A 24,873-nucleotide genomic window follows, 5' to 3' on the forward strand; every position below is an offset into this window, starting at 1 on the left:
TTTGTGTCGCTCCTTTTTAATTAAATACTAAGGTCTTAACAATGACTGGAAGGACGGCTCCTTCTGCCACTGGTAAACCGATATCTACATAATCACCGTTTTCTACTTTGACCGAATCAAGACAGATAAACGGATAGTCTTTTGGCAGATGGGCACTTAAGGCATGCCCTAAAGCTTTCGCCATGTCTTCATCCACCATAACAATAATGGGAATTTGTTCAGCAACTAAACTAGCTAATCCTTCCACAATCCCTTGACCATAGCGTTGAATATCAGCAAATGTTGGATTGCTCATGCCTCTAATTGCTAGGGCAATCTGGGGTGTTTCTTCAATACGATGCCAATTGAGTTTTTCTTGGATTCGCTGGCCTAATTCTGTCACAGTAAGGGTTTCATCCTCTTGCGCTAATTTTAGAATTGGGATATTTTTTACCGGCAAAATTTGCTCACGGTAAGCAATCGTGCTTCCGCTAATTTCAGCAGTATGTGAACCTGCTCCGACGACCGTCGCTCGGATTGTTTCTGCGCTTTCTAAGACTTCTTTTTCCGAAAAAATCAGTGACTTTCTCAGATATTTTCCTAAAAGTAAGCCGATGTCCCCATATTTAAAGAGATTCGTACTTGTCGTATTTAAGCAATCAGCCACACCACCAGAAAATGTTACAATTGGTAATTCCTCACCTTTTCGTAGTGGATGGTTAGTTACTAATAACTGGTAGAACGGACTTTGTGTCCCCAAGCCAATGCTATTTTCTAACACGGCAACTAATTCCGAAATAATTGGCAGTAAGTTTTGTTCGGTGGCTTGGTCACCAAGGTGCAAGGTTAGCTCTTTTTTATTTATAATTTCTTGAATCTTCGGAGCTATATAGGTGATTTTTTGTTGTTGATCTAATTTAATTAAGCGTCCGCCAATGTCAAAACAAGCCGTATCAATCACTTCACCATCTTTAAAGACAGCTAAATTTGTCGTTCCCCCACCAATGTCTAAATTAACCACTGGTTTGCGTTTCGTTTCAGAATAAGTTTGAGCACCAGCGCCTTTCCCAGCAATGATACTTTCTAAATCAGGACCAGCCGTAGCAACGACAAAATCACCTGCATAGCCACTAAGTGCTCGTAGCACATTGTTGGCATTGCTTTTTCGAGCAGTTTCACCTGTGATAATTACCGCACCCATTTGAATATCTTGTTTATGAATGCCTGCTTGGCGATATTGCTCCGCTACAAACGCTTTGATAGGTTCTGCATCAATTTCTGATTGGTTAAGTAAGGGTGTAAAGATAATGTCACTTCGGTAAATGACTTTTTTATCAGAAATGCTGATACGTGGTACTGTAAACGCAGAGGCAAAATTTTCAACAGTTAATTCTGACAAGACTAATTGGGTTGTAGACGTCCCTAAATCAATCCCTACGGTTAAAAGTGTTTCCTTCGACATCGCCTGACTCGCCTCCTTTTGCATACAAAAAGGCACTTAAAGAATCGTTAGAAAATTTCTTTCTACTTTTCTTTAAGCGCCTTTGCTTAATCAATGAACAACATCACTGGTGTTCTGTTCGAAATAGAAACAGGTTTTAGTTCCCTGTTTATTGGATTCAATTGTAATTTTTCCTTTTAATTTATCTTTTACGTAGCTTTTGACAATCATCAAACCTAAACTGGTCTCGTTACTTTGATGAACGTCATAGCCTTTACCATTATCTGTAACAGTAATGGTAATCATCTTATTATCTAATGTTCCACTAAGTTTAACAACGCCACTTGTTTGTGGCTCAAATGCATGATCAAAAATGTTTTGTAATAGTTCGTTGACAACAAGGGAAATGGTAACCATTTGTTCGCTAGAAACCATAATGGCTGGATCAACATCCATCATCATCTCAATGGGTTGTGCGCCTTGAAAAAGATGTCTAAAATTATACATCACTGCTTCCAATGTTTGCCGTAAAGCAACGTCATCTTTGACTTGTTTTGACAGCAATTCATGGGTGGCTGCAATCGCCATAATTCGATTGACACTTTCATGAAGGACTTTCTTTGCTTCGGGGCTTTGCGTTCGCCGTTCTTGAATACGCAATAAGGAAACCACCGATTGCAAGTTATTTTTAACACGATGATGAATTTCACGAATCGCAACAGATTTGGAAATAATTTCCGCTTCTTTTTCTTTAAATTCTGTATTGTCTTGAATAATCATAATCAGTTGTTCCTCTGATGCCAACCACACTTTCCGAACCTTAAAATAATAATTAAGGTAGGTCGTTTTGCTTTCAATTGGTTGATTACTCATTTTATATTTCATTTGATACAACACATATTCAAAAGTTGTATAATCGATGGACAAATTGTCATAACTCATTCCAATGATATTATCCCGATAACCAAGTTTGCGATAAAGCTCTTGTGCATTGTGATTGGTAATTAATAAGTGACCCGCCGCATCAAAAATCAAAACGGCTTCTGCCAATTGATCAATAAATAATGCGTCGACTTGACTAGTTGATTTCGCTACTTTTGCTAACTGGCAGTTATTTAGCTCCTCTTTTTGTAAGTCCGCTTGAATCTCTTCATCTGCCGCAATCTCGACAATAATGACACCAATCGTTCGATGTTCATTGCGAATGGGATAGATATTTTGCTTAATCAAACGATTTTCCTGAGTCACTGCTAACAAACCAATGCTATTTAAGCTAGTTTGCATGGTACGCAGAACACCAGGTTCATTTTTTAATAAAGCTTCCATCCCGACGACATCTCCGCTATATAAAGAAGTTGTCTTCGCAGGCGGCTTATGATAAACGACTAGTGCTTGCTGTGACATTTCCTTATACACATCAATAAAAACATCTGCACTTTGATAGAGTGTCGTCGAAGAAAGATAACGTGCTGTACGTTGTAATTCTTTAATGTCTGATTCTGAAAGATTGGTATATTGGTGACATAATTGCTCTAATCGTTTCATTTATTCATCATCCATTACAATCAATTCTGCAATTTCACTCATACGTGCGCGTTTGTTCATACTTAACGTACGCAACATTTGGTAGGCTTCTTCTTCCGATATATGATTTTCTTTTACAAGAATACCTTTGGCTTTTTCGATAATTTTACGTTCTTCTAATTTTAAACTTAATTTATCGATTTGATTTAGTAACAGCTGCGTTTGTTTGCCTCGTTCAATGCTCATTTCAATTGTAGGTATTAATGATTTTTCATCTAGAGGTTTAACTAAATAACCCAGTGCGCCTAATTTTTTAGCCTTGTCCGTATTTTGTACGTCACTGTATGCAGATAAAAAGACAATACTACTGGCTAGTTGGTCTTGAACAATTTTTTTACCTGCTTTTAGACCATCTAAAATTGGCATTTGAATGTCCATTAATACTAGGTCAGGTTGTGTTTTTTTACATACTTCAATTGCTTCAAAACCATCAGCTGCTTCACCGACTACTTCGTACCCTGCTTCTATCACAATATCACGAATATCGAGTCTCGTAATAGGTTCATCATCGACTATTACAATTCGTCCATCCATTTTCTTCACGCCCTTGTCCTTTCAACGCTATGTTCTGGTAATTTTACAAGTTACAGAAAAGTTTAAAATCTGTTGTAAACCTTCAATCACCGCTTGTAAGGCTGCTTCCACTGAGCTTACGTCACCAGAAATGACTACCGATCCAGAAAAACGATCAATAAAACCGATTTGGATATCTCCGCTTTTAGTCGCAATATCAACAGCGATAATTGCCGCTTCGCTCGGAGTGATTGTCAAAATACCTAGTGCATTGCTGGTGCCTTCTGGCAACCCTAATTTTGTATAAATTTCTTTATTAGGACTAGCAATGATGTGCGCTAACGTTACTTGTTTCCCAGGAACATATTCTTGAATCATTCGTTGTTTTTCTTCCAACCAGACTCGCTCCTTTAATTTAGCAAATAAAAAATCCTCAATAAAAAACGTAAAGGTTCCACTTTCGCTTTCTACTAAGGAGCTTCTTTGCTCTTAAATTTTGAAGCACGCCGTTGTGCTACCCACATTATATGTTATCGATTTCATCCTGTCAATCGCTTATAAGATAGAATTTAAAATTTTTGTCACTTCTGCTGCTGTTGGTTGGACAGGATTTGTTTTGGTGCAACCATCCATCAATGCGCCTTCAGCTATTTTTGGGATCGCAGCTTGGACTTCTTCTTTTGGTAAACCATAGTCACTAAAAGTGGCAGGCATGTTTAATTTTTGACGGAGTTGCTTGATTTGTCGAATAAATTGTTGAACACCAATCCGTGCATTGGTTGTCTGTGTATCATTTAGACAATTTGCTAACTGCGCATAACGTTTAGCTGTTGGTTCGTTGGTGACTTTGCCATTCGCTAAGCCACTGTTATATGCAATGACTTCAGGTAAGAGCATTGCATTCATTCGTCCATGTGGCACATGTAAACGCGCACCGGCCGCATGAGCAATACCGTGATTCAAGCCTAACGAAGTAACATTAAACGCCATCCCTGCCATACATGAAGCTAAATGCATATTTTCACGGGCTTGTTGGTTGCTACCCTCATTAAAGGCTATTTCTAAATTGTCGAATACTAAGCGAACGACTTTTTCGCACAACGCATCTGAAATCGGATTTGCTTCTGTTGAAACATACGCTTCAATAACATGCGTTAAGACGTCCATTCCTGTATCCGCTGTGATTTTTGGTGGCACACTCATCACTAAATTTGTATCTAAAATCGCAATTTCTGGTTGAATTTCATCCGTTACAAGCGGGATTTTGGTGCCAGTTTCTGCAACCGTAATCACTGAAAAATTCGTAACTTCTGAACCAGTCCCACTAGTTGTAGGAACCGCAATAAACTCAGCAATCTGAGTTTGCAAAGTACGTTTGCCAAAAAATTTCATTGCTTTGGCCGCATCAATAGCGGATCCCCCACCTAAAGCTAATATCGTATCTCCTTGAAATGCCGCTAACTGCTTAATTCCCGCAGCAATCTTATCAATTGGTGGATCGGGGATGATGTCACTAAAAATTTGCCATTCACTTTTTGTTAAATGCTTTGTCACTTCATTCACAAATCCAGAATCAACCATGAATGGATCTGTGACAATGAAAACACGTCTATCATGAAGTGTTTCCAAATTGGCTAATGCGCCTTCTCCTACCCATAGTTCGGTAGGGAAATGAATTGTTCTCATCTCAATTCCTCCTTAATAAAATACAAAAAGACACTTCAAACAAACGAAAAATCATCTGTCTGAAGCGTCTTTGCTTCCTTATGTATACGCCATTGTACACGAAACCTTATCCATAGAGTACAACGCCTTTAATTAATTGTCAATAAAAAAAGGGAATATAGCAGTACGTCATTGTACCTGAAATCTCCTTCAACATTGAAAGACCAGCCCAAAATTCCCAAAAGCACTTCCTCGTGCCATTAATTGGATTAATACAAATATCTTGGGCTGGATTTTCAACACAAGCGTTGTTAAGAAACATCCTGTTTTGCCTCGAAACAGCATGCCCAATAATGAAAAAATGAAAAGACCTGACTTAAAAGCAACCTTGCTTCTTCACAGTGGCGGGACCGTGCCAGATTCTCACTGGCTTCCATTCATATTTTTCATAAAATATTCGTTTAATCTATCTGAAATTTACCATAAGTTTTTTAGAAAAGCAACTGTTTACAATCCATCTTCTTTAATTTTATGGAAAACCTTTTCGCTTCGTTCATAAAAAACATCAGGTCGTTGTGCTTGAACATTTAAATAGCGAGCCAACGCATAAAAATAATCTGATAAACGATTGGTAAAAATTAATACCTCTTCGTTAATTTTGGCTGTCCAATTTAAACGCACAATGATGCGTTCTGCGCGCCGTGCAATCGTCCGAGCAACATGAACCATACTGGCTGCTGAGGTTCCGCCAGGTAAAATAAAACGATCAATATCTGGTGATTGTGCAGTGTAGAAATCAATCCGCTGTTCTAGCCAATGCACACTTTCCTTTTGTAATTTAAATGGTCGTTGTGCTTCAATCGGTGTTGACAAATCTGTTCCCGCATCAAAAAGTAAATGTTGTAAAGCTTCTAGTTCTTCTTTAATTTCTTGATTTTCTTGGGGAAGTTGGCTGATAATATAGCCGACCCAAGAATTCAATTCATCAATTGTTCCATAACTTTCAACTCGATCAGAATCCTTAGCGACGGTTGAGCTGCCGACTAATTTCGTCATTCCCTTATCGCCAGTTTTTGTATAAATTTTCATTCTGCTTCATCCTCCTCTAAATAATCTACTAATTCTTGCAAGCCAATTTTTTCAACAGAAGAAATTTCAAAAATTCTTGTTGCACCCGCACTTTTTAATTGTTGCCGAACAATCTCTAACTGCTGAGAATCTTGTGCTAAATCAATCTTGGTTAAAATACCAATGATTTCTTTCGGGAAAATACTACCAAATCCTGGTGAAAAAACTTGTTGTGTTTCTACAGCACTTTGGACCAAACCGATCACATCTGCTTCTGCCGCTGTGACGTTTAATGCATTATAATATTGCCGATGCAAAATAAACTCGCCTGGTGTATCAATCATTTCTGTATGAAATTCCACCGCCTGTGTTTTATCATAAATTAATTCTTTGCCTTGCAGAGCTTGACATAACGTGGTTTTGCCACAACCGATAGCTCCCATTAAAATGATTCGTTTCATCGCTACCTCCATAAAAAAGGAGCCCAAAGCAAGTACCATACGTACTTAGTCTTGGGCTCCTTTGCCGATTTGTTAAAACACGCCATTGTGTTTCTGATTCTTTGCCTTTATCTTACCTGTTTCCAAAAAACTTGTCAAAGTTATTGAATAGTTTCCCAAACTTTATGTTGTTTCTGAAAATAGGAGACAATATCTGTTTCAAAAATTGTTTGTAAAAATTCTTTGGAAGCCAACGTTTGAAAATCACCTTGCGCGGCCACTTTCCCTTGCTTCATAAACACAATTTTTTCACTTAGCGTTAACGCTAAACGGATATCATGAAACACCCCGATTAACGTTTTCCCTTCTTGCGCACTCCACTCATTTAACTGCTGAATCAATTCTTGTTGATACCGAATATCCAAATGATTATTGGGTTCATCCAATAAAATAATTTCTGGATCTTGTACAAATAATTTAGCCAAAAATACTCGTTGTTGTTGTCCTCCTGAAAGCTGATTGACAACTTTATCTTTTAAAGGCAATAAACCCGTGCGTTCTAAATAATAAAGGACTCGTTCTTTTTCTTGCTTAGAAACAATAGGTAAAAAACGTTGTGCTTGTTGTCGATACGCCCCCATCAAAACTGTTTCGTAAACCGTATAATCAAAAGCAACTGTCGTGAATTGACTCATCATCGCTACTTTCGTTGCCAATTCCTTCCGCTTTTGTCCATGAACTTCTTGACCATCAATTAAAACAGAACCACTATAAGGGACAAGTCCGGCAATCGTTTTTAAAAGTGTCGTTTTACCGCAACCATTTGGACCTAAAATACAAGTTTTACTACCTGTCGGAAAAACGAGGGAAATATCTTTTAAAATGGGGGTTTGTTGGAGTGTTACAGCTGTTTTTTTTAATTCAATCATGCAGCAACGCCCCTTTTTTTAAAGTAAATATACAAGAAGAATGGCGCTCCAATCAAGGCTGTTACGGCCCCGATGGGAATTTCTCTTGGTGATAAAATCGTGCGAGCAATTGTGTCCCCTATTACCATGATGGTCCCACCTAAAATTGCCGAACCGGGAATCAGCCAGCGATGAGTCGCCCCTAAATAGCGACGGACAATATGTGGTGCTATTAAATCAACAAAACCAATCACACCGACAAATGAAACCGCACTTCCTGCTAATAAACTAGCCAAAAGAATAATGCGTAGTTTTGCTGTTTTGACTTCTACTCCCGCTAACATCGCATGTTCTTCTCCTAAACCGAGAACATCCAATGCGTTGGCATCAAACCAAAGAAACAGACTGCTGACAAGCAAGATTGGACAATAAATAGCAATTTTTTGCCAATTACTGCCAGAAAAACTACCCATTTGCCAAAAGACTAATTGTTTCAAATAATCTTGGAAAAGTGCTGTAATCAACGTCAAAATAGCACCGACAAATAAGGTCATAATCATTCCTACTAAAACAACTGTTTGATTGGACATTTGACTATCAATTGTTTGCGTAAATAACAAAACTAAAAAGACCGTTGCTAAGCCAAAGATAAAACCAGTTAAAGGCAATAAAAATGCCCCTAAGATCGAAGCAGTTACTCCAGTTACCATGATTAACGCAGCGCCTAAGGATGCTCCCGCTGATACGCCCAAAGTATACGAAGAAGCTAAAGGATTACCTAAGAGCGATTGCATCACCGTGCCACTTACTGCTAAGCCTGCGCCCACGAGATAGGCCATCACGACACGCGGTAACCGAACATTCCAGATGATTCCCTCTAAAATCCCGTCTTCTGAAACCGTCTTTTTCACTAAAATTTGAAGCAAATCCGTTAACGAAATCTGAACACTTCCAATTTTAATACCCAAAAAGAGCATGCTCATACTGATCAAGAGCATCAGTATGAGACACGTTTTTTTACTCATCTTTTAAATCCTTGTATTCCTCTGGATAAACAGCTTTTGCCATTTGTTTTAATGCTTTGGTAATGTGGTTATTTGGTAAAGAGCTAGACATGTTATCAATTTCGAAAACTTCTTTGTTTTGAACTGCAGGAACGTTTTCCCAGTTTTTACGAGCTAAAATTTCTTTGGCGGGATCTTTCATATAGTTAACATTGGTTAAAATGACTTCTGGTTTTGCAGCAATGGCCGCTTCTTCTGTCACTGGTAACCAGCCTTTTTCATTTGCCAAAACATTTTTTGCCCCAATTGTTTCAATCATTTCATTTAAAAATGTCCCATTACCAAAACTATAAATGTCTGGTAAGGCAGCCACTTCAAACAAAACAGTTTTTGGTTTTTTAATGGTTTTACCAATTTTGGCTACTTCGTCGATTTCTTGATCCATTGTTTTGATTAACTTTTGTCCTTTTTCATGTTCAGATAAGCTATCCGCGATGAATTGGACGTCTTCTTTGATTGCTTTGATACTTGTACTAGTGGGGATGTTAACGACTGTAATTCCAGCATCTTCCACTTGTTTCCAAACACTTTCTGAGCTAGCTAAATTGATGTCATTCACATAAACAATTTGTGGTTTCAAGGCAATCAATTTTTCGGCATCGACAGCCATCATATCCATTTGTGGTAATTTTTTTAAATCAGTCATCATTGTGCTACTTTGAGTATCAACTGCGATTAATTGGTCGGTTTTACCTAAGTCTTCAATCACTTCTGTTGTTGATGGTACTAGGGAAATAATTTTGGTTGCTTCTTTGGGTAAAGTAATTTCTTTGCCGCTACGGTCTTTGGTTGGTAACGTTACTTCTGTTTTTTCAGAAGAGGTAGTTGCTTTCTTTTCCTGTTTGCCACACCCTGCTAAGCCAAGTGTTGCTACTAAACCTAAAGTCATCATTGTTAAAGTAAATTTTTTCATTTTTTCATCCTCGCATTCGTCTATTTTATTTTGGGGAAAATTTTCTGAAATGAACCTCCTTTGTCTCAACGTCAAAACAATACAAAAAAACCACTTTTTTCTCCAATAGAAAAAAAGCAGTCACTTAACTATGCTAATGATATACTCAGCCAGTTATCTTCAAAGCCCCTTCTTTTTCCTACAAAAGAATGATTAGACTTATCAAGCCGGTATCCTGACTTAGCTTCTTCTTACTCCCAATCCTTCCAGAATAATCTGTGGTCTTATTGGTTTCATCCACCATACAGTAGGTAGGTCTGTAGAGGATTCGCACCTCTTTCCCTGACACTTCATAAGTACATATATATTGTATCTTCGTTGATAACTAATTTTCAAACCAGTGATTAGACGTCTTTGTCTAATGACACACATTTATTATAACGGTTATCAACCATTTGTCAACGCTTCCTCAAGCAAAAGAAAAACTTTTCTTGTTTTAGTTATTAGACGTTGTTCCGTTTTTCTATTCATGATAAAATAAATCCTAGTTTGAATAAGAAAGAGGTTAACTTGATGAAAATCGTCATTTTGTTACTTGTTGCCTATTTATTAGGTTCGATTCCCTCAGGTGTTTGGATTGGCAAACTTTTCTTTAAAAAAGATATACGCCAATTTGGAAGTGGGAATACAGGAACAACCAATACATTTCGTGTCTTAGGGAAACCTGCCGGAATTACGGTATTATTAATGGATATCTTGAAAGGAACGTTAGCCACTTCATTACCCTATTTGTTTGGTTTACAAGGCGTGAACCCGCTCTTCTTTGGGGTAGCCGCTGTTTTAGGGCATACCTTCCCTATTTTTGCCAATTTCAAAGGTGGTAAAGCCGTAGCCACTAGCGCTGGCATGTTATTAGCATACAGCCCCACATTTTTTATTTATTCTGCTCTTATTTTTGTGATTTGTCTGTATCTAACCAGTATGGTGAGTTTAACAAGTATGATTAGCGCTGTACTAATTACACTTTCTACTATTATTTTGCCTTTCACTGTCCCAGCTATTTTACCAACATTTAACTGGTTATTAACCGTGATTGCGATTGCTTTGACTACTTTTATCTTTGTCCGTCATCGTGAAAACATTCAGCGAATTAAAAATGGAACAGAAAGTCGCCTTTCTTTTGGCTTACGTGCAAAAAAATAAAGAAAAAGGCTGTGAACAAATAATGTTCACAGCCTTTTTCTTTATTTTACACTAATCATATACTGTGTTTTAAATAGTTCGTTAGCTGGTAACTTATTGATGCCAAATTTTTCAGCAAGTTGGCCAGTTGCGTCGACAGCATCAGCAATCCCACACCAAGGTTCGATACAGACAAAAGGCGCTTCTTTCGGTGTCGGTGACCAAATCCCCACAAAAGGCATTTCTGGATAACTCAAAGTGACTTGATGGTCACTTTCGTCTGTGGCAATCGTAATTGCTGTTTGACCTTTTGTTTCAAAAATCATTGCATCATTTTCAAATAATTGATGCGTTAAGTCAAAGCTGGTATTCGTTTGGGCTAGCGTTTTATTCGCTAAATCAATAAACGGGCCTGCTAAGGGAATTTGTGTCCGTGATTTTTTAGGTGAAAAACTTAGATAATAATCTTCAAACGTTAGTGAAGATTCTAAAGGTACATTAAAGGCTGGATGACCACCAATCCCAAAATACATCTCTTCTTTCCCTGTATTTTCTACTTGGTAGTTTACAGTCAATTCTTGGTGTTCTAATGTATAAGTAATCACTAGTTCAAAATCAAAAGGATACTTCTTCTTGGTTTCTTTTGTTGATTTTAGTGAAAAAGAAACTTCTTCTCCACCTTTTTCAATCACATCAAATACTTGATCACGAGCAAAACCATGTTGAGTTAAATGATACGCTTGATTTTGGTACATATACGTATCTTCTTTTAGACGACCAACAATCGGAAAAAGTACGGGCGCATGGCGGGCCCAAAATTCAGGATTTCCTTGCCAAATATATTCAATGCCGGTTTCTTTTGATTGTAAACTTACTAATTCTGCTCCTTCTTCAGCAAATGTTGCGATTAGAAATTCATTTTCAATTTGTACAGTCATTGCGTTGTCCTCCTAGTTGATACGAGCAATTGCTTATTTTTCCAACTCTTTAATAAATTGTTGATTTAACACTTTTAAATAAGTCCCTTTCATACCAAGAGAACGTGATTCAATAATTCCAGCTGATTCTAATTTTCTTAAGGCATTCACAATTACGGAACGAGTAATGCCTATTTCATCTGCAATACTTGAAGCAGTTAAACGACCTTCTTCGCCATCTAAGGCTTCAAAAATAGCATGGACGGCTTTTAATTCACTATAGGAAAGAGTGTTGATGGCCATTTGCACGGCAGTCGCACTGCGAACTTCTGCTTCAATTGTTCTGGATTGATGATACAAAATTTGCATGCCGACAACGGTCGCACTATATTCAGCTAACACTAAATCATCCTCGTTAAAGGATTTTTCAACACGCGCTAAAATAATCGTACCCAAGCGTTTGCCAGCACCGTACAAAGGCACAATAGTGGTTAACCCAAACGGATACAGCTCTCGTGATTCAAAAGGAAATGCAGTTAAATCACTGTCTATTGGAATATTGGCTTCGGTTACTTTGAGCATATCCACGGCCTCGGTGTATCCTTGAGGAAATTTTTTCTCTTTAAACATATTTTTGATACGGGCATTATTAACATCTAATTTTTCAGTATACCCCAACAAATCCCCTGAACTGCTAATAATATACGCATTGCTTTCTAAAATATCCCCTAAAATCATTGCCATTTTGTTGTACGGAAGTTCTGCTTGTACGTCAAACAGATTGTTTTTTTGCAAAAGCTCGTTCACTTGACGTGTTTTTTCTAATAATGTAGCCATCTTTTCTCCTCCAGCCTTTTTTATAAGATGTAACGACTTAAATCTTCATTTTGAACAATGTCATTCAATTTTTCATTGACATATGCTTCGGTAATCGTAATTTCACCCATTTGCATATCTGGTGCTTCATATAATAAATCTTCTAATAAACGTTCTAAAATTGTGTGTAAACGACGCGCCCCAATATTATCTGTATCACGGTTTACATCATAAGCGATGTGTGCTAACCGTTCAATTGCTTCTTTTGTAAAGATGACTGAAACATTTTCTGTGCCAATTAATGCTACATATTGTTTAATTAAAGCATTGTTTGGCTCAGTTAAGATACTTACGAAGTCATCAGCCGTTAAATCATCTAATTCAACTCGAATTGGGAAGCGGCCTTGTAATTCTGGAATCAAGTCACTTGGTTTTGACAAGTGGAAAGCACCTGAAGCGATAAATAAAATGTGATCCGTTTGTAAAGGACCATACTTCGTGTTAACTTGAGAGCCTTCAACAATCGGCAAAATGTCTCTTTGTACTCCTTCACGAGAGACTTCGCCCGAATTTTGTTGACTTTTAGAGGTGATTTTATCAATCTCATCGATAAAAATAATTCCGCTTGATTCAGCTAAACGAATCGCTTCACTATGAATATCAGCGTCATTGACAATTTTTGCTGATTCTTCTTTCACTAATAATTCTTGTGCTTCTTTCACCGTTACAGTACGTTCGATTTTTTTCTTTGGTGACAGAGCACCTAACGTTTCATTTAAGTCGATACCTATTTGTTCTAGGCCGTTGTTCATAGCTGGCATCGTTTTCTTCGGTTCTTCAATTTCAATTGTTACTTCACGATTATCTAATAGACCTTTTTCCAGCTGTTCCAAAATTGTTCGGCGATTCGTTCGAATATCTTCCGTTACTTCTTCTTGTGCTTCTTGCTGTTGCTGAGCCATGTTAAACATGTTCATCATTTGTTCAAATTGATTACCGCCAGCCTGTTTTTGTTCTTTTTTAATTCCAGGCACTAATACTTTGACTAAACGTTGATTGGCCTTTTTCAACGCTTGCGCGTACACGCGACTGTATTGTTGTTTTTCAACAATTTGGATCGCATTTTCTACTAAATCCCGAACCATTGATTCGACATCCCGACCGACATAGCCTACTTCTGTAAATTTGGTTGCTTCAACTTTTACAAAAGGCGCATTGACAATTTTTGCGAGACGACGAGCAATCTCAGTTTTACCAACACCTGTTGGTCCAATCATTAGTAAGTTTTTAGGCGTAATATCTTGTTGCATATTTTCTTCTAATTGCAAGCGACGATAGCGGTTACGTAAAGCTACCGCCACTGATTTTTTGGCAGCTTGCTGTCCAACAATATATTGATCTAGTTCTTTGACTATTTCTTTTGGTGTTTTGTTTAATTCATTCATGGATTTTCCCTCGCTTATAATTCTTCTACAATGATATTATGATTCGTAAATACACAGATATCTGCAGCAATATTTAAGGCATTTTTAGCAATCTCTTTCGCTGGCATTTCTTTATCACCAAAGTTTTTCATGGCTCTTGCAGCGGACAAAGCAAAATTACCGCCAGAACCAATCGCTAAAATACCATCGTCTGGTGTGATGACTTCCCCAGTTCCTGAAACTAAGAGCATTTCTTCCTTATTCATCACAATCAGCATAGCTTCTAATTTTTGCATAGACTGTTGTGTACGCCACTCTTGGGCTAACTCAACCGCAGCTCTCGTTAAGTTTCCGTTGTATTCATTTAATTTTCCTTCAAACTTTTCTTCTAATGTAAAGGCATCTGCCACACTTCCTGCAAAACCGACAACGACTTCATCATTGTAAATACGGCGCACTTTTTTGGCCGTACCTTTCATAACGACAGATTCGCCCATTGTTACTTGGCCGTCACCAGCCATTGCAAATTTTCCATCTTTTTCGACTGCACAAATTGTTGTAGAGTGAAATTGTGATTCAACCATTGTTGTTCCTCCTAGACGTTTACCTCCATTATGCACGAGGATGAAACGTTCGATAATTTTTTTGTAAACTTTCTTTTGTCACATGCGCATATATCTGAGTTGTTGATAAATTAGCATGTCCTAATAATTCTTGAACTGTCCGCATATCGGCGCCATTATTTAATAAATGTGTCGCAAATGTATGGCGTAACATGTGGGGATGAATTTCCGCATTTAATGAACTTTTTTTAATTAGTTGGTTTAAGACGTATTCAATCCCTGTTGGCGTGATTTGTTCACCATGATGATTAACAAAGACATACGGATGTTTTTTTTGATATTTTGTCATTAATAGCGCGCGGCCACTCGCTAAGTAATCCTTTAAGGCGTCTTGTGCAAATGAACCAAAAGGCACATAGCGATCTTTATTTCCTTTTCCGTGAACCAATAAAACAGAAGCTTGAAAGTCAACTGCGTCCACCGTTAAGTTCGCACATTCACTGACCCGAATGCCAGTCCCATACAGAACTTCTAGCAACGCTTGATTTCTCAAATCAAGCGGTTGCTCCCCTTGTGCGCTCTCAAATAATGCATCCATTTCTTTTTCATAAAAAAAACGGGGCAACCGTAACTGTTTCTTTTTCATATGAACATAAGAAAAAGGATTCTCTTGGATTGCTTCATTTTTTAATAAGAATTGATAAAAAGAACGCAAACTGGCAATTTTTCGACTAATCGAATTGCGGCTATATTCCTGATCGTATAATTCGCTCAAATAAGCCCGAACATCCAAATGTTCCACAGTCAAATAATTGTCATTACCTGAAGTCTTTAAAAACGAAAAAAAATGTTGTATATCTTCTTGATATGCTTTTTTTGTTTTTTCTGAATAGCCTCTTTCGACAATAAGATAACGAGCAAATAACTCAGGCCAATTCTTTTCTTCCATGTGATAGCCCTCCTCATTCGATTACAAAGTAACTTTAGCATAACCTTTTTCAAAAGACAATTAAGTTGTCAGAATTTAATCAATATTTCTAAATATGTTCACAATTTTAACTATTCTTTAGCTTTTGTTATTTTTTTCTAAAAATTAAAAGACTGAGTATCATCGCATTTCTCAGCAATGATGCTCGGTCTTTTCTCATATTTTTTCTAATTTAGTCTAAAGATTGGATAACTTGAGCTTGAACATCTAAGGCCCGATTAGCAATCGCTTCATAGCGTTCTTTTTTGTCACGAATTCGTTCAGGTAACTCTGGGAAAAGCCCAAAGTTTGCATTCATTGGTTGGAAATGTTTGCCTTCTGCATGTGTAATATAATAAGCCATACTTCCTAAAGTCGTTTCGCGAGGGAATTCAATCGGCTCTTCCCCTTTGGCAAGACGAGCTGCGTTAATACCTGCGAGTAAACCACTTGCCGCGCTTTCAACATATCCTTCAACACCAGTCATTTGTCCAGCAAAAAACAGATCGTCACGTTTTTTTGATTGATAGGTTGGTTTTAGCAACTCTGGAGAGTTCATAAAACTATTACGGTGCATGACGCCATAGCGAACAAATTCAGCATTTTCTAATCCCGGAATCATACGGAATACTCGTTTTTGTTCGCCCCATTTTAAATGCGTTTGGAAACCAACAATATTGTATAAAGAAGCTGCAGCATTGTCTTGACGTAATTGAATTACAGCATAAGGGCGTTTACCTGTTTTAGGGTCTTCTAGTCCGACAGGTTTCATCGGGCCAAACAACATGGTTTTAATGCCACGTTGCGCCATTACTTCAATGGGCATACAGCCTTCGAAAAACTTCTCTTTTTCAAACGTGCGTAAAGGAACCACTTCTGCATTGACTAGCGCTTCATGAAAAGCATTGAACTCTTCTTCAGTCATCGGACAGTTTAAGTAAGCCGCTTCTCCCTTGTTATAACGAGATTTTAAATAAACTTTATCCATGTCAATTGTTGATTTATCAATAATTGGTGCTGCTGCATCGTAAAAATAAAAGCCTTCAGAACCATTAAATTCTTGAATTTTTTGTGATAAGCTTTCAGAAGTTAAGGGACCCGTTGCAATAATTACAATCCCTTCTGGAATATCGGTGATCTCTTCATTTTTGATTGTAATTAATGGATGACTTTTAATTTTTTCAGTGATTGTTTCAGAAAAAGAATCACGGTCAACTGCTAAGGCGCCGCCAGCTGGTACAGCGGTTTGATCTGCACTACCAATAATGATTGAATTTAAACGGCGCATTTCTTCTTTCAAAACACCTACCGCATTGGTTAAACTATTTCCACGTAATGAATTAGAACAAACTAACTCTGCAAAATTTTCTGTTTGATGCGCTGGTGTCTTTTTGACAGGGCGCATTTCATATAAATCAACTGGTACGCCAGCATTGGCCACTTGCCATGCCGCTTCACTTCCGGCTAAACCGGCACCAATAATTGTGACTTTTTTTGTCATGTATAAAAATTCCTTTCTATGTCAAGAAGTTAAGAGCTGTCTCTTACAAACTCAATTCATTTTACTAAAAGAGAAGACCGAAGTAAATTCTTCGGTCTCAATTTTTCTTATTTTTGGACGTTTTCTTCATAATCGCCATTGATACAAACGACTTGTTTGCCACCTTTAACTTTTTTCTCTACTAAATATTGCCCACATTTTGGACATGGTCGGCCTACTGGTTTGTCCCAAGAAGTGAAGTCACACTCTGGGTACCGACTACAGCCATAGAAAATTCGATTTTTCTTTGATTTGCGTTCGATAACTTGTCCTTCGTGACACACAGGACACGTCACGCCAATTTCTTTAACGATCGCTTTTGTATTCCGACAATCTGGGAAATTACTACATGCATAAAATTTTCCGTAGCGACCCAGCTTAATCACCATTGGATGTCCACACAGTTCGCAGTCAAAGCCTGCTGGTTCATCTTTAATTTGGATTTTTTCAATTTTTTCTTCGGCATTTGTTAATTCTTTTTCGAAGGGCTTGTAGAAGCGATCGACAACTTCAACCCATTTTTCTTGGCCTTCACCGACTTTATCTAGGTCCGTTTCCATTGTCGCTGTAAAATGTGTATCGACAATTTGTGGGAAAAACTCTGAAACTAGGGAATTCACAATTTCACCTAATTCCGTTGGTTCAAACCGTTTATTGGTTAGCTTCACGTAATAACGCCGTTGAATGGTTTCTAATGTTGGCGCATACGTTGATGGTCGGCCCACACCATTTTCTTCTAAAGTCCGGATTAACGTGGCTTCACTAAAACGAGCCGGTGGTTGAGTAAAGTGTTGTTTCGGTTCGATATCGACCGATTTAACAACGTCACCTTCCACTAATTCAGGTAAAATATTTTCCTTGTCCTCTTTACCATCATCGCGTCCTTCAACATATACTTGCATAAACCCTTTAAATTTCACTTTGGAACCATTGGCAATAAACGTTACGCCGTTTTGTTGAAGCGTGACCTTCATGGTATCTAAAATCGCTGGTGTCATTTGACTAGCAACAAAGCGCGACCAAATAAGAGTATATAATTTTAATTGATCTTTATCTAAATACTTCTTCATTTCATCAGGTGTTCTTAAAACGCTTGATGGACGAACCGCTTCATGGGCATCTTGTGCACCTTGCGTATTTTTTGCTTTGCGGCCGCCATGTGCTGAGAACTCATCTCCGTAGGTCTTTTCAATGAATTCAGCAGCTTCTGCTTTGGCGGAATCGGCAATTCTGGTTGAGTCTGTACGCATGTAGGTAATCAGCCCCACAGTGCCTTGTTTCCCTAAAGCAATTCCCTCATACAATTGTTGCGCAACCATCATGGTTTTACGGGTACGGAAATTTAATTTACGTGCCGCTTCTTGTTGTAAACTACTGGTTGTAAAAGGTAATGCAGGATTACGTTTCCGTTCTTTTTTCTCAACTTTTGTAACATCGTAATCTTTACCGTCAATCCGAGAAGTGATTTCTTTCACCGCTTCTGCATTTGGTAATTTTTTCTTTTTACCATCTACGCCCCAGAAATTTGCTTTGAATTTCTTGCGACCTTTTTGGAAATTCCCATCAATGCTCCAATATTCTTCAGGTTTAAATTCTCGAATTTCATTTTCTCGATCAATAATCATTTTTAAAGCAACAGATTGCACACGACCAGCACTCAAACCTTTTTTGACTTTACGCCATAAAATAGGACTAATCGAGTATCCAACTAAACGGTCTAAAATGCGCCGTGCTTGTTGTGCATCAACTAAATCAACGTTGATGGTTCTAGGTTCTTTAAATGCCGCTTTTACCGCTTCTTTAGTGATCTCATTGAATACCACGCGGTTTTTATCTTTTAAATCAAGGCCAAGAAGATAAGCTAAATGCCAAGCAATTGCTTCACCTTCTCGGTCCGGATCGGCTGCGAGATAGACTTTTTCAGCTTTTTTTGCAGCCGCTTTTAAACTTTTGATAACGTCGCCTTTTCCACGAATCGAAATATAATGAGGTTCATAATTATTTTCAATATCAATCCCCATTTTACTTTTTGGTAAATCGCGAATGTGACCAACACTGGCAACCACCTTGTAGTTTCTTCCTAGATATTTTTCAATTGTTTTGGCTTTGGCAGGTGATTCTACAATCACGAGATACTTATAGGCCATTCAATTAGCTCCTTTCGCGTTCGCTTTCCTACTATATAATATATGTAAAAAACGCACAAATCGTAATACATCATATGCTAAATAGAATAGGTTTGTCAAGACTAGGCTTTCTAACATTTCTGTCATTTCTGTTTGACTGTCCGAATTTATAAATAAAAAATGCCTATGATTTATAGATTTTATCCTAAAGCATTAAAATACCTATAACATTCCAAATAAAATGAGTCAAGACAGCAGCTTCAAAGCGACCCGTGCGTAGATAGACCCAACTTAAAGCTAAACCCATGCCCCAATAAATAATAAAACTACCTATATCTGTGGGCGTGTGCACAAGTGCAAATAAAATAGAAGAAACGAGTATTCCTATTTTTGAAGCTGGCTTGAAAAACGCTTGAATCCCGACACGAAAAATTCCCTCTTCGAAAATTGGCCCAATCACACCTGCAAAAATAAGTATAAGCCCTTTAGGAATAGATTGGACAATTTCTTCAACACTTTGTTGGTTAGAGGTCGTCTCTAGTCCTTCCAGACGTAATAAGAAATCACCAAATATTCCCACACAAAAGATTATCACCAAACCTAACAAGACCACTGGCAAGGTTTCTTTGATTCCTAAAAAAGTCCAAGTTATGAGCTTTTTCTTTTTCAAAAAAGCAACAAATAGATAGACGAAATAGGCACCAAGTCCAACAGCCACTAATCCACTAACAAAGCGAAACAAAAAATTTTCTGTAGAAACTTGAACAACTGAGACCATCATCAAAGGAATTTGATCCAAAATCAAAAAGCCCAGTAGCTGCATACCAAACAACCATCTTTTTCTAACAACCGTTTCCATTTAGACACTCCTAACTACCAACCAAAAGATTAAAATCTGATTAAATAGTACCGAAGTGAACGTAGGTTGTCAATTCACAATTAGTAAAAGTCACAATTCTTCACAGATATCATCAATTGTCTGAACACATTTAGCGCCGTCCTGAATTAATTCATGGCAACCTGTTGAAAAAGACTGGAAAATACTTCCCGGTACGGCAAATACCTCGCGCCCGTAATCCATCGCCGCTTGTGCAGTAATTAAAGAGCCACTATTCTTACGAGCTTCCATCACGCAGACCCCTAAAGATAATCCAGCAATAATACGATTACGTGCAGGAAAATGATATTTTTTCGGCCCACTCCCATTCACATATTCTGTTAAAACAAGCTGATTCTGCTTCATAGTTTGCTGTAATTCTTTCTTTTCATACGGATAATATACATCTAATCCAGTGCCTAAAATTCCAATTGTCTGGCCCCCGTTCTGGATGGCCATCTCATGGCTACGACTATCAATACCTTTGGCAAGACCGCTGACGATTGTGAATCCTTCTTTGACTATTTTAGGAACCAGAGCTTCAGTCACTCTTAACCCATATGAAGTGGCATAGCGAGCGCCGACGATGCCAATTTTCCTTCTGCTTAACAATTGTAAATTTCCTCTATAAAAAAGAATTGCTGGTGGATTATAAATTTCTCGTAATAATTTAGGATAGACGGCATCTAAAATTGTCATAAATTGGTGTTGGCATTGTCGTATATATAACGCTTCACTATGAATCGTATGGTGTAACCAAGATTGTTCAAATAATTCACGATATTTCTTGATTTCAGCGATTCTAATAATTTCTGTACTGGAAAAATCAACACGCTTTTGTGCGATAGCTTCTTGTAACACTTTTAAGATCCCTAAATTGCCAATTCCTTGGCATACCGCTAATTTAAATAATAATTGTCGTTGTAAAATTTCCAACAAAAAACACCTCTTTCACATCTTCTTAAAATAAGAATACGTAAAAAAAGTGTTTTATTTTTAAATCATATCTTTTATTGGCGCAAAAGTACGTCGATGAATGGGTGTTACACCGTATTTTTCTAACCCGAGAAGATGTTCTTTTGTTCCATAGCCTGCATTGTTTTTAAATCCATATCCAGGATATAATTCATCATATTCTTCCATTAATCGATCCCTTGTTACTTTTGCAATAATACTGGCTGCTGCAATCGAAATGGAGCGTGCATCCCCTTTAATCAAACTTTCTTGTGGTTGGGGAACGTCTAACTGCATTGCATCAATTAATAAATAATCTGGTGTAAAAGCTAAATCGTCAATTGCCATTTTCATCGCTTGTTTAGTTGCTTGATAAATATTAATTTGATCAATGACTCCTTGATCAGCGATACCTAACCCGATAGCGACAGCCTGTTCTTGAATCTGGTTATATAACGTTTCCCGTTTTTTAGCAGATAGCTTTTTTGAATCATTTAAGCCTAATAATTGACAATCCTTCGGTAAAATAACTGCAGCTGTCACAACAGGACCAGCTAATGGTCCGCGGCCTACTTCATCAATTCCCGCAATTAAACGATGGCCTTTTTTATAGGCCGCTTCCTCAAATTGACTCATTTCTTTAAAAAGTTGCCACTCTTTTTCTTTGGCTAACTGGCGACGTTCCCATTGTTTGATAGCTTGTTGTACTCCTGAACGTTCATCTTTTCGCCAGCTTGCTAATCGTTCATCGGTTGCTTCAGTGACAGTTAACAACGCTTCTTTGATTGCCTGAATCGACTCTTTTGCCATGTTATTCGTCTCCTAGTTCTTCCCAGCGGTCCAAAGTATACGTACCTAATTTTCCACTGCGAATTTCTAAAATAATCATTTCGCTGGCTCGATTATAATCATCTCTAAAACCACGTTTTTGGCTAATTAACATCAACTGTTCTGGGGCAGGTAAAAATAGCTCTTCCTCTGTTAAACCATATCGTTCCGTCAAACGTTGCGGATAAAAACGTGCAAAAAATTCTAATCCATAAATCGCCAAATCATCTAAATGCAATAATTGATCTTTTATAGCGCCAGTTAAAGCTAATTTTTTCCCAATTTCTTCATCTTCAAATTTTGGCCAGAGAATTCCTGGTGTATCCAGTAATTCCAATTGGGAACCAGAGCGTAACCATTGTTGTCCTTTTGTCACGCCTGGCTTGTTCCCAGTTTGCGCAATTTTTTTTCCGACTAAACGATTCATTAAAGTTGACTTACCAACGTTGGGAATCCCAATACACATTGCGCGAATCGCACGCGGTTTCAAGCCTTTCGCCTGTTCACGAGCCAATTTTTCTTTTAACGCTTCCTTGGCTGCTGGCACAATTTTATTGATTCCTTTATTTTGTTGGGCATTGATGACTAGGGTTTGGTATCCTTTCTTTTGAAAGTAATGTTGCCATTTTTTATTTTGGTCGTTATCTGCTAAGTCCCCTTTATTTAAAAGGACTAATCGTGGTTTTTGTTGGACAATTTGGTCCATCATTGGGTTACGGGAAGAAAGCGGTAACCGCGCATCAACTAGTTCAAATACAATATCGACATATTTGATTTTTTCCGAAACTTCTCTTCTTGCTTTGGCCATATGGCCGGGAAACCATTGAATGGTCATAATCTGTTCAAATCCCTTCTTTAACACATTGTTTCTTTGATTCAATTCTTCAACGAGTCCTGTGTTCCGCGTAGATTCTTGCGAAAAAACACCTTCTCTAGTTTAACATATTTTTCACGGATTTGATTTATTTTCTGTAGTGTTCTTTAAAAAACAAAAAAGCTGAGAAAAACTCACTTTGGATTTTGTCTCAGCCTTGTACACTGGCAAAGTATAGAAAGAAGTAGGTCAAGCTCTTCTCAAGCCCGACTCAAGAGTATTTCTGTTTTTACTTGTTATTTAGCATGAAGTAAATTTTCTTTACAATGAATTAACTCTGTTAAAAACTGACAGTACGGTGTAGCAATCCCATAGGCTTTCCCTTTGCGAACAATTGCTCCATTGATATAATCAATTTCGGTTAAACGATGATTGGTTATTAAGTCCTGATACATCGATGGATGGTGCAGACCAATTGTTTCTCGATTATAACACGAGCGGATTTGTTGAAGGACTGCTTGTTTATCTAACGTAACTTGTTCCGCTTCAGCGACTGCTAAAAATTCATTAACTATTTGTTGAACAATTTGATCTGCTTGCTCTGTTTCGCCAAAGTCTGCCATATTACAATCCAACAAAGTACATAAACCATTCATTGTTCCATTTACGCAAGCCTTCTTATAAATGGATGATAAAATATTCTCAGAATAACGTGCATTTAAGCCAGCGTTATTTAATACCTTAATGACTGCTTCTGCTGCTTGTTCACTTTGCGCTCCTAAATTTTGTAAATCAATCGAACCATTGCCAAATAATTTTACTTTACCCGGTCCTTCTAACCCAGCGGTCCACATTGTGTTTCCTAATAAAATATTTTCGTAAGGCACATATTTTTTGATAATATCTTCGTGCCCAATTCCATTTAACAAGCATAAAACTTTCGTATTTTTATTAAGGAAATGTTCTAATGCTTCAAGCATTCCTTCCAGTTGCATTGCTTTTGTAAATAAGATAACTAAGTCTGCTGTAAAATCGATGCTTGCTACTTCTGTCTGAGGATAGATAGGAATTTTAGCGGTCACCACTTCGCCATTAAAATCAGCAACTAACCCGTTTTTTCTTATTGCTTCAATATGTTCTGGCCAACCATCAACAAAAATAACGTCATTTCCTGCTTGATGTAACATTAGTCCAAAGCGACTGCCCATAGCGCCAGCACCTGCGATAATAATCTTCATTTCTTTTCCTCCATTCAATTTTTTATTTTTAGGTAAAAATCTGCTAAGAAAATCTCTATCTCTTACTTTTATAACCATAAAAAGGCAATACATATGTTATATTATAAGTGATCTATTTGTTATTTTTTATCCAAGCGCTTTTATGTAAGCGCTTTTAAAAAAGAAGGGGAGTTTCTGATGAATATTCAGCTTTTAAAGTACTTCATTGAAATTGTTAATACCCGCAGTTTATCGGCGGCCGCTCGCAATTTATTTGTCACCCAACCAACACTTTCTTTAGCATTGAAAAAAATGGAATCTGAGTTAGGTACAGCCTTGTTTGACCATTCTGATCAACCGTTTCAATTAACCGATACTGGTGTTTATTTATATGAACATGGCCAAGAAGTTGTTTTTCAATTCGATCAATTGGTAACAGATATTCGTGAAATGAACCAGAAACCAGTTAAAAAGCAATTGCGTTTAGGGTTAACTACTTTATTTGCTGTACAATTTATGAAAGAAATTTCACGATTTTTAACAACCCATCCACATGTGAATTTAATATTACAGCAAGATGGCTCGCCAAAATTACAAACGATGTTAGCAAATAAAGAAATTGATATGGGACTAATTTCTTTCCCAAATACCTTACCTGAAATTATTCATATTGAACCTTTAGAAACGACTACCAAAGGCTACCATGTTTATGTCGTGGTACCAGAATCAAATCCTCTCTCCCAATATGAAAAATTAACTTTTAAAGATTTGAAAGATCAACGATTTTCATCGTTAAGTGATAATTTTATGATTGGTCGCCTACTACTAGACCGAACTCGGAGCTTCGGTTATGAGCCGAATATCATTTTGCATAACGATGATTTACAAGTACTTCTTTATAGTTTGCAAAAAAATAATTCGATTTGTTTGCTGCCGATTGAATATTATGAAGTGGGAAAAAGTCAGGGACTGAAATGGATTCCTTTAAAAGATAAGTTTGACTATTTCCCCATCGGCATTGCTTTGCGCCGCGATTTTAGTATGACAGAAGATGTTAGAGATTTTATCCAAATCATTAAAGAAAATTAATGGAT

The 24,873-nt window shown here is 37.5% G+C and carries 24 protein-coding genes and 2 riboswitches; of the genes, 2 read left to right on the forward strand and 22 right to left on the reverse strand.

The genetic code is table 11. The annotated features are described in order from the left end of the window. Positions 1-16: 16 nt before the first annotated feature. The 10 genes from eutA to AB3I34_RS02875 form a co-directional block, all read right to left on the reverse strand. Entirely contained in the window at positions 17-1,465 is a 1,449-nt protein-coding gene (gene eutA / locus AB3I34_RS02830; RefSeq protein ID WP_085444250.1) for an ethanolamine ammonia-lyase reactivating factor EutA, read from the reverse strand. Between the two features lie 66 nt (positions 1,466-1,531). After that, positions 1,532-2,965 (reverse strand): sensor histidine kinase, encoded by a 1,434-nt coding sequence (locus tag AB3I34_RS02835; protein ID WP_002357504.1) that lies wholly within the window; start codon positions 2,963-2,965, stop codon positions 1,532-1,534. Continuing rightward, entirely contained in the window at positions 2,966-3,538 is a 573-nt protein-coding gene (locus tag AB3I34_RS02840) for an ANTAR domain-containing response regulator (RefSeq protein WP_002357503.1), read from the reverse strand. Positions 3,539-3,565: 27 nt separating this feature from the next. Then, complete coding sequence (eutS, locus tag AB3I34_RS02845) at positions 3,566-3,913, reverse strand: ethanolamine utilization microcompartment protein EutS (RefSeq protein WP_002345864.1); 348 nt, start codon at positions 3,911-3,913, stop codon at positions 3,566-3,568. 159 nt (positions 3,914-4,072) lie between these two features. Continuing rightward, the gene (locus tag AB3I34_RS02850; protein WP_002369360.1) at positions 4,073-5,203 is read right to left on the reverse strand and encodes a 1-propanol dehydrogenase PduQ; all 1,131 of its coding nucleotides are present in this window, start codon (positions 5,201-5,203) and stop codon (positions 4,073-4,075) included. A 292-nt stretch (positions 5,204-5,495) separates the two neighbouring features. Continuing rightward, positions 5,496-5,645: riboswitch (adenosylcobalamin (AdoCbl) riboswitch) on the reverse strand. A 44-nt stretch (positions 5,646-5,689) separates the two neighbouring features. After that, positions 5,690-6,271, reverse strand: coding sequence for a cob(I)yrinic acid a,c-diamide adenosyltransferase (locus AB3I34_RS02855; RefSeq protein ID WP_002408470.1), 582 nt, complete (start codon positions 6,269-6,271; stop codon positions 5,690-5,692). Next, positions 6,268-6,711 (reverse strand): EutP/PduV family microcompartment system protein, encoded by a 444-nt coding sequence (locus tag AB3I34_RS02860; RefSeq protein ID WP_002363995.1) that lies wholly within the window; start codon positions 6,709-6,711, stop codon positions 6,268-6,270. Before AB3I34_RS02860 ends, AB3I34_RS02855 begins: the two co-directional genes overlap by 4 nt. Positions 6,712-6,851: 140 nt before the next feature. Beyond that, positions 6,852-7,619 (reverse strand): ABC transporter ATP-binding protein, encoded by a 768-nt coding sequence (locus AB3I34_RS02865; RefSeq protein ID WP_002357498.1) that lies wholly within the window; start codon positions 7,617-7,619, stop codon positions 6,852-6,854. Beyond that, complete coding sequence (locus tag AB3I34_RS02870; RefSeq protein ID WP_262231342.1) at positions 7,616-8,623, reverse strand: iron ABC transporter permease; 1,008 nt, start codon at positions 8,621-8,623, stop codon at positions 7,616-7,618. Before AB3I34_RS02870 ends, AB3I34_RS02865 begins: the two co-directional genes overlap by 4 nt. After that, positions 8,616-9,644, reverse strand: a complete 1,029-nt coding sequence (locus AB3I34_RS02875; RefSeq protein ID WP_002384486.1) for an ABC transporter substrate-binding protein — start codon at positions 9,642-9,644, stop codon at positions 8,616-8,618. Before AB3I34_RS02875 ends, AB3I34_RS02870 begins: the two co-directional genes overlap by 8 nt. A gap of 117 nt (positions 9,645-9,761) precedes the next feature. Next, a riboswitch (cobalamin riboswitch) is annotated at positions 9,762-9,933 on the reverse strand. Between the two features lie 194 nt (positions 9,934-10,127). On the opposite strand from AB3I34_RS02875, the gene plsY reads away from it, so the two are divergent. After that, positions 10,128-10,757: a glycerol-3-phosphate 1-O-acyltransferase PlsY gene (gene plsY, locus AB3I34_RS02880; RefSeq protein ID WP_002360243.1), complete on the forward strand. Its 630-nt coding sequence runs from the start codon at positions 10,128-10,130 to the stop codon at positions 10,755-10,757. 41 nt (positions 10,758-10,798) lie between these two features. Here plsY and AB3I34_RS02885 read toward each other — a convergent pair whose 3' ends face one another. The 12 genes from AB3I34_RS02885 to AB3I34_RS02940 all read right to left on the reverse strand — a co-directional run bounded on the left by AB3I34_RS02885 (position 10,799) and on the right by AB3I34_RS02940 (position 23,800). Continuing rightward, positions 10,799-11,674 carry an aldose 1-epimerase family protein gene (locus tag AB3I34_RS02885; protein WP_002363997.1) on the reverse strand — a complete coding sequence of 292 codons (876 nt, stop codon included), beginning with the start codon at positions 11,672-11,674 and terminating at the stop codon, positions 10,799-10,801. A 33-nt stretch (positions 11,675-11,707) separates the two neighbouring features. Next, positions 11,708-12,490 carry a GTP-sensing pleiotropic transcriptional regulator CodY gene (gene codY / locus AB3I34_RS02890; RefSeq protein ID WP_002357492.1) on the reverse strand — a complete coding sequence of 261 codons (783 nt, stop codon included), beginning with the start codon at positions 12,488-12,490 and terminating at the stop codon, positions 11,708-11,710. A 20-nt stretch (positions 12,491-12,510) separates the two neighbouring features. Continuing rightward, complete coding sequence (gene hslU, locus AB3I34_RS02895) at positions 12,511-13,914, reverse strand: ATP-dependent protease ATPase subunit HslU (protein WP_262231343.1); 1,404 nt, start codon at positions 13,912-13,914, stop codon at positions 12,511-12,513. Positions 13,915-13,928: 14 nt separating this feature from the next. After that, positions 13,929-14,477, reverse strand: coding sequence for an HslVU peptidase proteolytic subunit (gene hslV / locus AB3I34_RS02900; RefSeq protein ID WP_002357489.1), 549 nt, complete (start codon positions 14,475-14,477; stop codon positions 13,929-13,931). Positions 14,478-14,505: 28 nt separating this feature from the next. Continuing rightward, positions 14,506-15,405, reverse strand: a complete 900-nt coding sequence (gene xerC, locus AB3I34_RS02905; protein WP_085444248.1) for a tyrosine recombinase XerC — start codon at positions 15,403-15,405, stop codon at positions 14,506-14,508. Positions 15,406-15,616: 211 nt separating this feature from the next. After that, positions 15,617-16,924: an FADH(2)-oxidizing methylenetetrahydrofolate--tRNA-(uracil(54)-C(5))-methyltransferase TrmFO gene (trmFO, locus tag AB3I34_RS02910; RefSeq protein WP_002357486.1), complete on the reverse strand. Its 1,308-nt coding sequence runs from the start codon at positions 16,922-16,924 to the stop codon at positions 15,617-15,619. A gap of 107 nt (positions 16,925-17,031) precedes the next feature. After that, positions 17,032-19,110 carry a type I DNA topoisomerase gene (gene topA, locus AB3I34_RS02915; RefSeq protein WP_002357484.1) on the reverse strand — a complete coding sequence of 693 codons (2,079 nt, stop codon included), beginning with the start codon at positions 19,108-19,110 and terminating at the stop codon, positions 17,032-17,034. A gap of 184 nt (positions 19,111-19,294) precedes the next feature. Next, complete coding sequence (locus AB3I34_RS02920; RefSeq protein ID WP_010817316.1) at positions 19,295-19,948, reverse strand: CPBP family intramembrane glutamic endopeptidase; 654 nt, start codon at positions 19,946-19,948, stop codon at positions 19,295-19,297. A 90-nt stretch (positions 19,949-20,038) separates the two neighbouring features. Continuing rightward, a complete protein-coding gene (gene dprA / locus AB3I34_RS02925) occupies positions 20,039-20,902 on the reverse strand; it encodes a DNA-processing protein DprA (protein ID WP_002382350.1) in 864 nt (287 codons plus the stop codon). Positions 20,903-20,962: 60 nt separating this feature from the next. Beyond that, complete coding sequence (locus tag AB3I34_RS02930; RefSeq protein WP_010820847.1) at positions 20,963-21,730, reverse strand: ribonuclease HII; 768 nt, start codon at positions 21,728-21,730, stop codon at positions 20,963-20,965. Position 21,731: 1 nt separating this feature from the next. Further along, entirely contained in the window at positions 21,732-22,583 is an 852-nt protein-coding gene (gene ylqF / locus AB3I34_RS02935; protein WP_002357480.1) for a ribosome biogenesis GTPase YlqF, read from the reverse strand. A 275-nt stretch (positions 22,584-22,858) separates the two neighbouring features. Then, positions 22,859-23,800 (reverse strand): 2-dehydropantoate 2-reductase, encoded by a 942-nt coding sequence (locus tag AB3I34_RS02940; RefSeq protein WP_002374778.1) that lies wholly within the window; start codon positions 23,798-23,800, stop codon positions 22,859-22,861. Between the two features lie 177 nt (positions 23,801-23,977). Between AB3I34_RS02940 and AB3I34_RS02945 the strand changes: the two genes are divergently transcribed. After that, a complete protein-coding gene (locus AB3I34_RS02945) occupies positions 23,978-24,868 on the forward strand; it encodes a LysR family transcriptional regulator (RefSeq protein WP_002357478.1) in 891 nt (296 codons plus the stop codon). Positions 24,869-24,873: the final 5 nt, after the last annotated feature.

The sequence above is a fragment of the Enterococcus sp. C102(2024) genome, from assembly GCF_040888205.1.
In the GTDB taxonomy this organism is placed as follows: Bacteria; Bacillota; Bacilli; order Lactobacillales; family Enterococcaceae; genus Enterococcus; species Enterococcus faecalis.

Bases quoted from the DNA above. Each gene is read 5' to 3' on its own strand.
- topA (WP_002357484.1), bottom strand. From the start codon at position 19,110: ATGGCCTATAAGTATCTCGTGATTGTAGAATCACCTGCCAAAGCCAAA.
- AB3I34_RS02835 (WP_002357504.1), bottom strand. From the start codon at position 2,965: ATGAAACGATTAGAGCAATTATGTCACCAATATACCAATCTTTCAGAA.
- hslV (WP_002357489.1), bottom strand. From the start codon at position 14,477: ATGGTTGAATCACAATTTCACTCTACAACAATTTGTGCAGTCGAAAAA.
- AB3I34_RS02870 (WP_262231342.1), bottom strand. From the start codon at position 8,623: ATGAGTAAAAAAACGTGTCTCATACTGATGCTCTTGATCAGTATGAGC.
- AB3I34_RS02850 (WP_002369360.1), bottom strand. From the start codon at position 5,203: ATGAGAACAATTCATTTCCCTACCGAACTATGGGTAGGAGAAGGCGCA.
- AB3I34_RS02940 (WP_002374778.1), bottom strand. From the start codon at position 23,800: ATGAAGATTATTATCGCAGGTGCTGGCGCTATGGGCAGTCGCTTTGGA.
- trmFO (WP_002357486.1), bottom strand. From the start codon at position 16,924: ATGACAAAAAAAGTCACAATTATTGGTGCCGGTTTAGCCGGAAGTGAA.
- ylqF (WP_002357480.1), bottom strand. From the start codon at position 22,583: ATGACCATTCAATGGTTTCCCGGCCATATGGCCAAAGCAAGAAGAGAA.
- xerC (WP_085444248.1), bottom strand. From the start codon at position 15,405: ATGGAAGAAAAGAATTGGCCTGAGTTATTTGCTCGTTATCTTATTGTC.
- AB3I34_RS02885 (WP_002363997.1), bottom strand. From the start codon at position 11,674: ATGACTGTACAAATTGAAAATGAATTTCTAATCGCAACATTTGCTGAA.
- AB3I34_RS02855 (WP_002408470.1), bottom strand. From the start codon at position 6,271: ATGAAAATTTATACAAAAACTGGCGATAAGGGAATGACGAAATTAGTC.
- AB3I34_RS02945 (WP_002357478.1), top strand. From the start codon at position 23,978: ATGAATATTCAGCTTTTAAAGTACTTCATTGAAATTGTTAATACCCGC.
- eutA (WP_085444250.1), bottom strand. From the start codon at position 1,465: ATGCAAAAGGAGGCGAGTCAGGCGATGTCGAAGGAAACACTTTTAACC.
- AB3I34_RS02860 (WP_002363995.1), bottom strand. From the start codon at position 6,711: ATGAAACGAATCATTTTAATGGGAGCTATCGGTTGTGGCAAAACCACG.
- AB3I34_RS02920 (WP_010817316.1), bottom strand. From the start codon at position 19,948: ATGGAAACGGTTGTTAGAAAAAGATGGTTGTTTGGTATGCAGCTACTG.
- AB3I34_RS02865 (WP_002357498.1), bottom strand. From the start codon at position 7,619: ATGATTGAATTAAAAAAAACAGCTGTAACACTCCAACAAACCCCCATT.
- hslU (WP_262231343.1), bottom strand. From the start codon at position 13,914: ATGAATGAATTAAACAAAACACCAAAAGAAATAGTCAAAGAACTAGAT.
- AB3I34_RS02930 (WP_010820847.1), bottom strand. From the start codon at position 21,730: ATGGCAAAAGAGTCGATTCAGGCAATCAAAGAAGCGTTGTTAACTGTC.
- plsY (WP_002360243.1), top strand. From the start codon at position 10,128: ATGAAAATCGTCATTTTGTTACTTGTTGCCTATTTATTAGGTTCGATT.
- AB3I34_RS02840 (WP_002357503.1), bottom strand. From the start codon at position 3,538: ATGGATGGACGAATTGTAATAGTCGATGATGAACCTATTACGAGACTC.
- codY (WP_002357492.1), bottom strand. From the start codon at position 12,490: ATGGCTACATTATTAGAAAAAACACGTCAAGTGAACGAGCTTTTGCAA.